The 12360-nt window shown below is 48.9% G+C and carries 11 protein-coding genes; all 11 read left to right on the plus strand.

The features are described 5' to 3' along the window. The first annotated feature begins 3 nt into the window (after positions 1-3). Positions 4-1023: a phospho-N-acetylmuramoyl-pentapeptide-transferase gene (gene mraY, locus NYE37_RS06085; protein WP_037994974.1), complete on the plus strand. Its 1020-nt coding sequence runs from the start codon at positions 4-6 to the stop codon at positions 1021-1023. Continuing rightward, positions 1023-2393 carry a UDP-N-acetylmuramoyl-L-alanine--D-glutamate ligase gene (murD, locus tag NYE37_RS06090; protein WP_049720290.1) on the plus strand — a complete coding sequence of 457 codons (1371 nt, stop codon included), beginning with the start codon at positions 1023-1025 and terminating at the stop codon, positions 2391-2393. Before mraY ends, murD begins: the two co-directional genes overlap by 1 nt. A 35-nt stretch (positions 2394-2428) precedes the next feature. Further along, positions 2429-3535 carry a stage V sporulation protein E gene (spoVE, locus tag NYE37_RS06095; protein ID WP_037994969.1) on the plus strand — a complete coding sequence of 369 codons (1107 nt, stop codon included), beginning with the start codon at positions 2429-2431 and terminating at the stop codon, positions 3533-3535. Between the two features lie 15 nt (positions 3536-3550). Beyond that, a complete protein-coding gene (gene murG / locus NYE37_RS06100; RefSeq protein WP_037994966.1) occupies positions 3551-4663 on the plus strand; it encodes an undecaprenyldiphospho-muramoylpentapeptide beta-N-acetylglucosaminyltransferase in 1113 nt (370 codons plus the stop codon). 116 nt (positions 4664-4779) lie between these two features. Then, complete coding sequence (murB, locus tag NYE37_RS06105) at positions 4780-5688, plus strand: UDP-N-acetylmuramate dehydrogenase (RefSeq protein ID WP_037994964.1); 909 nt, start codon at positions 4780-4782, stop codon at positions 5686-5688. A gap of 14 nt (positions 5689-5702) precedes the next feature. Further along, complete coding sequence (murA, locus tag NYE37_RS06110; protein ID WP_049720289.1) at positions 5703-6971, plus strand: UDP-N-acetylglucosamine 1-carboxyvinyltransferase; 1269 nt, start codon at positions 5703-5705, stop codon at positions 6969-6971. Positions 6972-7101: 130 nt separating this feature from the next. After that, on the plus strand, positions 7102-7833 hold the full coding sequence (locus NYE37_RS06115) for a cell division protein FtsQ/DivIB (protein WP_049720288.1): 732 nt from the start codon (positions 7102-7104) through the stop codon (positions 7831-7833). Positions 7834-8029: 196 nt separating this feature from the next. After that, on the plus strand, positions 8030-9271 hold the full coding sequence (gene ftsA / locus NYE37_RS06120; protein WP_121874216.1) for a cell division protein FtsA: 1242 nt from the start codon (positions 8030-8032) through the stop codon (positions 9269-9271). A gap of 39 nt (positions 9272-9310) precedes the next feature. Beyond that, positions 9311-10459, plus strand: coding sequence for a cell division protein FtsZ (gene ftsZ / locus NYE37_RS06125; protein WP_037994954.1), 1149 nt, complete (start codon positions 9311-9313; stop codon positions 10457-10459). A 186-nt stretch (positions 10460-10645) separates the two neighbouring features. After that, on the plus strand, positions 10646-11554 hold the full coding sequence (gene spoIIGA / locus NYE37_RS06130) for a sigma-E processing peptidase SpoIIGA (RefSeq protein WP_340711876.1): 909 nt from the start codon (positions 10646-10648) through the stop codon (positions 11552-11554). Between the two features lie 17 nt (positions 11555-11571). Further along, positions 11572-12294, plus strand: a complete 723-nt coding sequence (gene sigE, locus NYE37_RS06135; protein ID WP_037994951.1) for an RNA polymerase sporulation sigma factor SigE — start codon at positions 11572-11574, stop codon at positions 12292-12294. Positions 12295-12360: the final 66 nt, after the last annotated feature.

Consider the following 12360-nt stretch of genomic DNA (forward strand, 5'->3'; position numbering starts at 1 on the left):
ACTATGGGGAATCTAGAATTTCGATTTATTTTAATTCCACTTGCAGTTGCTTTTGGTATTGCCGTCATCCTGGGACCGATGATCATTCCGGTGTTAAAACGGTTGAAATTTGGTCAAAGCATCCGTGAGGAAGGGCCGCAAGCCCATTTGAAAAAAGCGGGAACCCCGACGATGGGCGGAGTGATTATCCTCACCGCGATTGTGTTGACGGCCGTTCCGCTCAGCAGTTTGACCTTGTTGAACAACAACGATGCCATTATTAACGCAGACCTGTTCTTTTTGGTGTTTGCGACATTGGGTTACGGAATTCTCGGCTTTTTGGATGATTATATTAAAGTGGTTATGAAACGGAATCTCGGACTGACCGCCAACCAGAAATTACTCGGTCAGCTGTTTATCGGTTTGGTTCTTTTCTGGGTGCTTTTGGAAGTGCGGACAGGCGGTCCCAACAACTATATTTTCAGCTTGGACATTCCTTTTACTGATTTGACCATTCATCTGAATTGGTTATATCTGCCTCTTCTCTTGTTAATGATGATCGGTGCTTCCAATGCCGTGAACCTGACGGATGGTTTGGATGGCTTATTGGCTGGAACAGCAGTGAGTGCGTACGGCGCTTATGCCGTGATCGGGATTTTGCAAAGCAACCCGACGGTGACGATTTTTTCCGTGGCCGTGGTCGGAGCGCTTCTGGGATTCTTGGTGTTTAATGCCAATCCGGCTAAAGTGTTTATGGGAGATACCGGTTCATTGGCTCTCGGCGGCGGCATTGCAGCGTTGGCCGTGATTACGAAAACGGAATTATTGTTACCCATTATCGGTGGAATTTTTGTGATTGAAACATTGTCTGTGATGATCCAGGTGACTTCATTTAAATTCCGTGGCAAACGGGTGTTTCGCATGAGCCCGTTACACCACCACTTTGAATTGTGCGGCTGGTCTGAGTGGCGGGTGGTGACCACCTTTTGGTTCTTCGGTCTGGTACTCGCCGGTTTGGGTGTCTTCTTGGAGATGTGGTTGTAATGAAAAATACCGGAATTTGGGCGGGCCGCCAGGTGGTTGTTTTGGGGCTGGCCCGCAGTGGAGTTGCTGTTGCAAAATGTTTGCATGAGTTGGGCGCCAACGTGGTGGTCAATGATTTAAAACCGCGGGAAGCATGTCCCGAAGCCGAAGAATTGGAAGGAATCGGGATCCCGGTTCTTTGCGGAAGTCATCCGGATGATTTGATCCATGATGAAGTGGATTGGTTGGTGAAAAATCCGGGCATTCCTTATCATGCCAAACCGGTGGCTCAAGCATTGGAAAAGGGGATCCCCGTCATAACGGAAGTGGAGATCGCCGGACTCCTTTCCGATTCGCCGGTCATCGGAATCACGGGTTCCAACGGAAAAACCACCACCACAACCCTGGTGGGGGAAATGTTGACCAAAAGCGGAATCCAAAATCAGGTGGCCGGAAACATCGGACAAGCATTGACGGAAGCGGTCCGCTCCAACCCGGACAACGGGTGGCTGGTTGCGGAGCTCAGCAGCTTTCAGTTGAAAGGCACCCGCACATTCAAACCTGAAATCGCTTGTCTCCTGAATGTTTATCCGGCGCATTTGGACTACCATTCGAATATGGAAGATTATATTGCTTCCAAAATGAAATTGTTTCAAAATCAGACGCCGGAAGACATCGCCGTCCTGAACCGGGATCATCCGGTATGTCAAGAGGCGGCCGGACAAATCAAAAGTGAGGTTTGGTGGTTCAGCCGGAAGGAGGAAGTGCCGGAAGGAGTGTTTGTCCGAGAGGGCATGGTGACCGCCCGGATCGGGGACAAAACGGAACCCGTCCTTCCGGTGAATGACATTGCCCTGCGCGGTGAATTCAACCTGGAAAATGTACTGGCGGCCACCGCGATGAGTCTGGCAGCCGGAGCGGACGTGTCTGCGATCCGTGAGGTGCTGAAAAACTTTCGCGGGGTGGAGCACCGCTTGGAATTTGTGGCTGAGATCAACGGAGTCCGTTTTTACAATGATTCCAAAGCGACCAATCCGCAAGCGGCTTCCAAAGCCTTGGAATCCTTTCGTGAACCCGTCATCTGGATCGGGGGAGGATTGGACCGGGGCATCGACTTTAAAGAGTTGATCCCGGTTTTTAACAAAAGGGCGAAAGCGTTGATTGCATACGGCCAAACCAAAGAGATCCTGACCCGGCGGGGAAAGGATGCCGGGCTGAAAGATGTGTATTCCGTGGACGGTTTGGAAACGGCTGTGAAACGGGCATTTGACCTGGCCCGGCCCGGGGATGTGGTGTTGCTCTCCCCGGCATGTGCAAGCTGGGACCAGTTCACCTCTTTTGAGGAAAGGGGAAGCATATTTAAGAAGACTGTGCATAATCTTCAAGTATAAGAGCTTGCCCAAATTTTCAAGAGGTGAAAACGCCCATGAATCCAAAGAGCCAAACACCCGATATCGTCATTGTGGTTGCGATCGTTTTGCTTTTGACCATCGGTGTATTGATGGTGTACAGCGCAAGTGCCGCTTTTGCTTATCATAAATACGACGACGCGTTTTATTTCGCCAAGCGGCAATTCTTGTTTGCATCTTTGGGTGTTTTCTTGATGTTTTGGATTGCAAAACTGGACCCGGAAAAGTTTCGTGAATGGGCGAAACCAGGGATTGTGATATGTTTCATTCTGTTGTTGATCGTCTTGATCCCCGGGGTTGGAATTTTGCGTAACGGTGCAAGAAGCTGGTTGGGAATCGGGGCTTTCAGCATCCAGCCTTCCGAGTTTATGAAACTGGCCATGATTATGTTTTTGTCCCGCATATTTTCCAACCCCGACTATGACATCAAACATTTTACCCGGGGTTTTTTACCTGCACTTCTGTTGTTGGGGCTCGCTTTCGGGCTTATCATGATGCAGCCGGACCTGGGAACGGGCACCGTTTTGATGGGAGCCGGAATTATTTTGATTTTTGCTGCCGGAGCCAGAAAAAAACATTTGGCTTTCTTTTTCTTATTGGGTGTGGTCGGATTCGTCATGCTGATACTGGCTGCACCTTACCGTATTCAACGGATTGTCGCTTTTTTAAATCCGTGGCAGGATCCGCTTGGTGCGGGTTATCATTTGATCCAGTCATTATATGCCATCGGCCCCGGCGGGCTCATGGGGCTGGGGCTTGGCATGAGCAAACAAAAACACCTGTATCTTCCCGAACCGCATACGGATTTTATTTTTTCGATTTTAGCCGAAGAGTTGGGTTTTTTGGGAGCGGCCACGGTGATTTTGCTGTTTGCCGTCCTGGTATGGCGCGGCATCCGGGTGGCCATGGGTGTTCCCGACATGTTTTACAGCTTGGTGGCAACAGGGATCACGGCGATGATCATCATTCAGGCCGTGATCAATATCGGGGTTGTCTCCGGGGTTTTTCCAGTGACCGGAATCACATTGCCTTTTTTGAGTTACGGAGGTTCTTCCCTCACATTGACATTAGCAGCCGTAGGAATATTGATGAATTTATCGCGGTTTGTACGTAAATCCAAATAATCAGGAGGAAGGATCATGAAACGAATCTTGTTATCCGGTGGCGGAACCGGCGGGCATATTTACCCGGCTTTGGCAATTGCCCGGGCAGTCAGAAAAAAATTCCCGGATGTGGAAATCGCTTATATCGGTACCAGTGAAGGATTGGAATCACGAATTGTTCCCAAAGAAGGGAACATTCATTTTTATACCGTGGAAATCCAAGGGTTTAAGAGAAGCGTTTCTTGGGAAAACGTCCACACCTTGCACAAATTCATCAAAGCCGTTCGCAAATCCAAAGAATATATGCGCGAATTTGAGCCGGATGTGGTGGTGGGAACCGGCGGTTACGTCAGTGGTCCGGCTGTGTATGCGGCCCATCAGATGGGAATTCCGACCCTGATTCATGAGCAAAATGTCGTGTTGGGCTTGACCACCAAATTTTTATCGCGGTTTGTGGATGTGGTTGCCATCAGCCTGGAGGAATCGCAAAAATATTTGAGCCGTGCCAACCGCATTGTATTCACCGGCAACCCGAGGGCGACCGAAGTGGTACAAGCCAATGCCGCGAACGGGAGAAAATCTTTGGGAATCACGGATGCCCACAAACCGATTATCTTGATTTTCGGGGGAAGCCGGGGAGCCAAAGCCATTAATGAAGCGGTTCTCGAAATGATCCCCCGCATGAAAGAAATGCCGGATGTCCATTTTGTCTATGTGACTGGCGAAGTTCACTATGATAAAATTCGTGAAATGGTTGAAACCGATGATATCCCCAATCTGGATATCAAGCCGTTTATCTATAACATGCCGGATGTGCTGGCAGCCACTTATCTGGTGGTTGGACGAGCAGGGGCTTCGACGCTGGCCGAGTTGACAGCATTGGGTTTACCCTCTATTCTGATTCCGTCCCCTTATGTCACCAACAACCACCAGGAAGCCAATGCAAGATGGCTGGAGGAACAAGGGGCATCCAAAATGCTTCTGGAAAGTGAATGCACGGGCGAAAACTTGTGGCGTGAAGTGAAACGGCTGATTGAAAATAAAGAGGAACATCATGCGATGAGTGAAGCGGCCAGCCGTCTGGGGCGCCCCCATGCGGCGGAAGTATTGGTCAGCGAGTTGGAAAAAATTGCAGTTACCCATGAATGAGAAAAGTAGGGTCTCTACCAATTAGACGTTCGTCACAATCAGTACGGACCGGCATAAACTATGTTAAGCCAGTGGTTGGAGGGACTCTTTCGGGGTAGGCGAGGAGGGACGATCAAGTGGAACAAATCATACAAGAGATGAAAAGCATCGGAATCCAGGATGTGCGAGTCAATGAACCTTTGTCCCGCCATACGACGTGGAAAGTGGGAGGCCCTGCCGATCTCCTGATCTATCCGCGCAATAAGGAAGAATTGGAACAGGCGATGCAGGTGGTGTACCGGCATCAGATTCCTTGGAGAGTGATTGGCAGAGGGTCCAATCTGTTGGTGCGGGATGGTGGAATCCGGGGTGTGGTGTTCAAATTGGATGAAGGGTTTAACGAGTTGAAAGTGGATGGAACCAGGGTCACCGCCGGCGGCGGGTATTCCACCATCTTGCTGGCAACCATGACCTCCAGACAAGGGCTGACCGGATTGGAGTTTGCGGCGGGAATCCCCGGTAACGTGGGGGGCGCCGTCTACATGAATGCGGGTGCGCATGGTTCTGACATTTCTAAAGTTCTTCATTCCGCGACTGTGCTTTTGGAAACCGGTGAATGGGTGACATTGTCGAATGAAGAGATGGAATTTCGCTATCGTACTTCCGTGCTTCAAACCAAACTGAAAGGAATCGTGACCGAAGCTTCCTTCACATTGGAGTACGGTGAACGGGATGAGATCATGTCGCGGCTGACTTCTTATAAAGACCGCCGGAGAAAGACACAGCCATTACAATATCCTTGCGCTGGTAGTGTTTTCAGAAATCCGCCGGGGGATTACGCCGGCCGCCTGATCCAGGAAGCCGGTTTAAAGGGCTTTCGGATCGGGGATGCCGAAGTGTCTACCACGCATGCGAACTTTATTATCAACCGGGGTAATGCCACGGCCAAAAATGTTTTGCAATTAATCGAGCACATCATTCAAACCATTGATGAGAAATACAATATCCGTCTCGAACCGGAAGTGCAGGTGGTGGGTGAAGAGTAAACGGAGGTGACACATTGGAACGGTTTGTGATTGAAGGTGGCAAACCTCTGTCCGGATCTGTTCGTGTCCAAGGATCAAAAAATGCAACCTTACCCATCCTGGCTGCTACGGTTTTAGCCGAAGGAATTCACCAAGTCGAAAACGTTCCCGGACTGACCGACATTTTTGCAATGTGTAAGATTTTGGAATCGTTGGGAGCGGAAATCGTTCGTGAACGGTCGACGTTGTATGTGGATACACGGAACATGGAAAGACATTGCATTCCGGAACATCTAATGAGGCAAATCCGGTCATCGGTTTTTCTGATGGGGCCGTTGCTTTCACGCCTTCAGCGGGTTCGTGTGACCAAACCCGGGGGATGCAATATCGGTGCACGGCCGATTGATCTCCATCTCAAAGGGCTTGCCATGTTGGGAACGGAAATTGTGGAGACGGATGGGATCATTCAGTGCGAAGCGCCCAAACTGACCGGCACACACATCCCGTTGGAGTTTCCGAGTGTCGGCGCCACGGAAAACATCATGATGGCGGCGGTGTGTGCCGAAGGGGAGACCGTCATTGAAAATGCAGCTTGTGAGCCGGAAATCGTTGAGTTGGCAACATACCTGACCAAAATGGGAGCTCAGATTGAAGGAGCCGGCACGCCCGAGATTCGGGTCATTGGGGTCGATTATTTGACAGCCGCTTCCCATCAGGTCATGTCCGACCGGATTGCCGCGGGCACTTTCGCAATTGCCTCGGCAATCACCGGGGGAAAATTGGTTATGAAAGGGATCAAGGAAGCTGAGATGGAAGGGCTCGCCGAACATCTTGAGCCATTGGGGGTTCATTTCAGTCGGGATCCGGAGGGCATCCGGGTAAAGGCGGGTTCATCCATCCGGCCGGCTTCTGAATTGGTGACAAAGCCGTTTCCCGGATTTCCGACCGATATGCAACCACAAACCATGGTCCTGCTTGCGCTGGCGGAGGGCGAAAGCCGGGTGACCGAAAACATTTTTGAACGGCGCCTGAAACATGTGCATGAATTGAAGAAAATGGGAGCGGATATGCATTTGAACGGGCGTACGGTCACGATTCGCGGGGTAAAAAGACTGAAGGGAGCGGAAGTGTTTGCATCAGATTTGCGTTCCGGAGCGGCATTGGTGATCGCCGGATTGGCGGCTTGCGGCCGGACCATTGTTCATGGCGTTCATCATATTGACCGGGGTTATGAGCCAATGGAGGAAACATTCGGACAATTGGGAGGAAATATCAAACGGATCAAGAAGGATGCTGAACAGTAGCACAGATTGTGCCGCTGTTTTTTTGTGCGAAAACCTTTCAACATCCCATATTTGTGGTAATATATAGGGAAGATTATATTTTTTGCATCTTGGTCAGTCAGGCGAAAGCAGAGGAAAGGAGTATCATTTGGTGGATGAACGCATTCCTCCCTTTCGCAATTGGATTGGCAAAAAACGGTCCCCGTCACCATGGATTTTGGCATTTATCTTTTTGTTTTTTATGGGAGCGTTGTTTGCCATATTCTTGCGATCGCCGCTGAGTAAAATCAAAGAGATTCAAGTGTCCGGAAACCAATTGGTATCAACCGAAACGATTTTAAAGAAAGCGCAGATACAGGAAGGGGTTTCTTTTTTTGGTGTCCAACCCGACGAAATCGCAAGTCAAATCCGGACCATTCCCGAAGTCCGTCACGCAGAGGTCAAAAAATCGTTTCCGGACAAAGTGACCATTTTGATTCGGGAAAAACCGGTTGTCGGTTGGTTTGAAACCAAAGATCAGAAACATCTCCCCATTTTATTGGACGGTACTATTTTACCTCACCGGCAGCTTTCATTCAAATCTGACCGGATTTTATTTAAAGGATGGGATCTTGCCCATCCCATGCTGCAACAAACAGTGAAAGAAATTGGAAAAATCCCTCCGATGATTCAACGTTCCATCAAAGAAGTCCGACCCGTTTCCAAACACCAGGATCAAGTGGAAATTTTAACCGGTTATCATCACCGCATTTTTGTGCGAGTGGAAGATCTTTCACAAAAAATGAATTACTATCCCTCGTTTTTTAAACATCCGCAAGGTACACTGTATTTGTTGGAAAGCATCTGGTTTATTCCGGATGACGGAGCGGAGCCGGCAACCTGATATGAGGTGGAAGATTGTTTAAAAAGAAAAACATGGAAATAGGAATATAAATAAAAATGTTTTGCTTTAGAGGGGATCACTCTGTGATTGTTGAATATGGTTTGTAAGAGTTTCCTCCCTTTTCCTTAATATATTTTCATTCTAAAATGGATACCCATACATTAAGACTGACTCCCGGGCAAGGAGGTGCCCAGAATTGAGCAATGAGGATTTCGTTATCACTTTGGATATTGGATCTTCACAAGTTCGTGTCATCGTAGCCGAAATCAACGCAGACGGAACACCACACATTGTGGGAGTAGGGACGGCAGAGTCACAAGGAATGAAAAAGGGAGCTATCATCAATATTGATCAAGCCGTACAATCAATACGTGAAGCGGTGGATCATGCTGAACGCATGGTTGGCATAGAGATTTCCGAGGTGTTTGTCGGAGTGTCTGGACACCATGTCTCTTTGCAGCCGAGCCATGGTGTTGTTGCTGTTTCCAGTGAAGACAGGGAGATCAGCCTTCATGACATTGACCGTGTGTTGCAAGCGGCGCGTGTGATTGCGTTGCCGCCGGAACGGGCAGTGATTGAAGTCGTTCCAAAGCAATTTATTGTTGACGGCCTCGATGATATCAAAGATCCAAACGGAATGGTCGGTGTCCGGTTGGAAGTGGATGCGATCATTGTCACCGGGACCAAGACGATATTGACCAATCTGCTTCGCTGTGTGGAGCGGGCGGACTTAAATATCGCCGGAATGGTGTTTTTGCCGCTGGCCGTCAGTGAGCTTTGCCTGTCTGATGATGAGAAAAATCTGGGTGTCGTCATGGTGGACATGGGTGGCGGAACCACGACACTGACGGTTTATCAGCACGGTCACCTTGCAGGAACTTCCGTCATTCCGATTGGTGGGGAATACATAACCAATGACATTGCGATAGGACTCAGGACACAGACCAGTTCAGCCGAGGAAGTGAAATGCAAATACGGGGTTGCCTGTAAAGAATTTGCGTTGACAGACAAGATGTTTAATGTGCAAACGATTGGAACGAGCAGAGACCGGATTGTAACCCAACTGGAGTTGGCGCAAATCATCGAACCCCGGCTGGAAGAAATGTTTCAGTTGATCCGCCAACAGGTCAAAGCCATGGGCTTTTCGGAAGAACCTGCCGGTGGTTATGTGTTGACGGGAGGAGTCATGGCAACACAGTATATCCTGCATGTTGCGCAAAACCAATTGGGCGGAGCCGTACGGATTGCCACTCCCCAAAATATTGGCGTCAAAGAACCCTCATACACCGGCGGAGTCGGCATGATTCACTACTTGCATAAACGCGGGGCTTTCCAAACCGAGTCGCATCGAACCTCCCATCACCCTCCTCGCCAGAAAAAGCAGCGTGGACCGTCGGCTTTTGAAAAAATGAAAAACTGGTTAAATGAATTCATTTAAAAAGATTTTGGTAAGCTTTTGTATTGGAGGGACAAGAATATGTTGGATTTTGATCTTGAAATGGAACAAATTGCCCAGATAAAAGTCATTGGTGTCGGTGGTGGCGGAAGCAATGCAGTCAACCGGATGATTGAGGCGGGCGTGCAAGGGGTCGAATTTATTGCCGTCAACACGGATGCACAGGCTTTAAACCGCTCCAAGGCGCCTGTCCGCCTGCAAATCGGGGAAAAATTGACCAGGGGGCTCGGAGCCGGAGCCAAACCGGAAATCGGAAAAAAAGCGGCTGAAGAAAGCCGGGAACAAATCGAAAGCGTCTTAAAGGGAGCCGACATGGTGTTTGTCACCGCCGGAATGGGTGGAGGCACCGGAACCGGAGCGGCACCGGAGATTGCCGCGGTGGCCCGTGAATTGGGGGCGCTGACTGTCGGTGTGGTCACCAAACCGTTTACTTTTGAAGGACGGAGAAGAGCGAATCAGGCGGAACAAGGGGTTGCGGCATTAAAGGAAAATGTGGACACGTTAATCGTGATTCCCAACGACCGGCTGTTGGAAATCGTTGATAAAAACACCCCGATGCTGGAAGCGTTCAGAGAAGCGGATAACGTGTTGAGACAAGGGGTTCAAGGGATTTCTGATTTGATTGCCGTCCCGGGGCTCATTAACCTTGACTTTGCGGATGTCCGCACCATTATGACGGAACGGGGTTCCGCCTTGATGGGAATCGGTTCGGCCAACGGGGAAAACCGCGCTGCCGATGCGGCCAAAAAAGCGATTTGCAGTCCTTTGCTCGAAACCTCGATCGAAGGAGCCCGCGGTGTGTTGATGAATATCACCGGCGGCACCAATTTGAGTTTGTACGAAGTATATGAAGCGGCGGATATTGTGACCCAGGCTTCCCACTCGGAAGTGAACATGATTTTCGGGGCTGTCATTAATGAAGATCTCAAAGATGAAATTTTGGTCACGGTGATTGCCACCGGCTTCGATCATGAAGAGCAAGAGAAAAAGAGCGCCAAACCGCAATCACAGGGAAAACCTTCATTTGGCGGAAGGGAAGATAACAATTTGAACCCGTTCCAACGCTTGCAAAAAGACCCTGCCCCCAAAAAACCGGATGAAGAAAGCATCATGGATCCTTACGGCAACTTGGAAGTGCCCACTTTCTTACGCAACCGCAAAAACAAATGAACGCCTGTTTGTTGCAACCGGACTCCTTCGGGATTCGGTTGCTTTTTTTGTGCATGCCGTGCGGATGGAGCCTGCATGTTGTTTCCCGGTTCGACGAAAAAAGTCAAATGGGGTTGGCAAGTTTAGACAGACTTTGAAATATAGATTAAGATATACTATTCTCACCCCGATTTGGAGAGAGAGCTTATGACAGTGTATGCGGATGTGATTTTCTTTCTCAACAGCGCAATTGATTTTTTGCTCCTTTGGCTTACTTCCGGGATCCGGAAGCAAAAGGCTGTCTGGTGGCGGTTATTGCTTTCTGCCCTTCTGGGCGGGTTTTACTCGATGTTGCATCTGTGGCCGCAATTTTCCATCGCTTACTTTTTGCCGGTGAAAATCATTGTTTCCATTTTTATGATTTGGATTGCTTTTGGTTTTAAGGATCCGGTTGCTTTTTTCAGGAATTTGGGAATGTTTTATCTTATTTGCTTTATTACGGGAGGAGCGATGGTTGCTTTTCACTATGTCATGACCGGTGACAGCCAGGTGGCCGGAGGCATTTTTTACACGGAGTCCCAACATGGTTGGGGATCCCCGGTCTCATGGGGGCTGATCATTTTCGGATTTCCGTTTGTGTGGTTGTACACCCGCTTGTCATTGCGTTCGTTGGATGAGCGGCAAATGTTTCACCAATTCACAGCCGATGTGAAAATCCGTCTGAAGGATCAAGAATTGTGTTGTGTGGGATTGGTGGACACCGGAAATCAATTGCGGGACCCGATCACCCGCGCGCCGGTGATCATGGTGGAATTGGAGCAGTTAAAACTGCTGCTTCCGGAACCTTTGTGGAAAATAGCAAAAGAGCCGGGGTTTGAAAAAGACTGGGATGAGCTGCCGGCGGATTGGATGAATCGCATTCGCCTGATTCCTTATCGGGCGGCCGGAACAAAGAATAATCTCCTGATGGCCCTCAAACCGGATTATGTCATCATTTCGCAAGGAGAAAATGAGAATAAAATCAAGAAAATTCTCATAGGTATAGATGTCGGAAGTCTTTCATCCGACGGGACTTACCAGGCGATCATTCATCCATCCTGTGTATCAGCCGTTTAAAAGAGGGGGTAAATGGGATGTTTGCCAGATGGAAAATGGCGTTTCAATTATTTTGGTATCGTATTTTAATTCATTTCGGGCTGAAGGGAGAAGAAATCTATTATATCGGAGGCAGCGAAGCCCTTCCGCCGCCGCTGAGCAAAGAAGAAGAAGCCCATTTGTTAGAACGGCTTCCAAGCGGGGATTCGGCCGTCCGGGCCATCCTGATCGAAAGAAACCTGCGCTTGGTTGTGTACATCGCAAGGAAGTTTGAAAACACCGGGATCCATATCGAGGATCTGGTTTCGATCGGAACCATCGGTTTGATTAAAGCGGTGAACACCTTTGATCCGGAGAAAAAAATCAAATTGGCCACCTATGCTTCCCGTTGTATCGAAAATGAAATTTTGATGTTTTTGCGCCGCAACAACAAAGTCCGGTCGGAAGTTTCGTTTGACGAGCCCTTAAACACGGATTGGGATGGAAATGAGTTGCTGCTGTCTGATGTATTGGGGACGGATAATGACATCATTTGCCGCGACATAGAAGAAGAAGTGGATAAAAAAATTTTGCGGACGGCATTATCGCATCTATCAGACCGGGAGCGGAAAATTATGATTTTGCGTTTTGGTCTGGATGGCGGTGAAGAAAAAACACAGAAGGATGTCGCGGATCTGTTGGGAATCTCTCAGTCCTATATTTCCCGTCTTGAAAAAAGAATTATTAAGAGATTGCGTAAAGAATTCAATAAAATGGTTTAATTTCATTTTCATTATAAATTCTCCTTCGCAGGACATACTGTAAGTTAGTTCCATCCTGAGGAGGAG

It is taken from the genome of Thermoactinomyces sp. FSL K6-2592 (assembly GCF_038006465.1).
In the GTDB taxonomy this organism is placed as follows: domain Bacteria; phylum Bacillota; class Bacilli; order Thermoactinomycetales; family Thermoactinomycetaceae; genus Thermoactinomyces; species Thermoactinomyces vulgaris.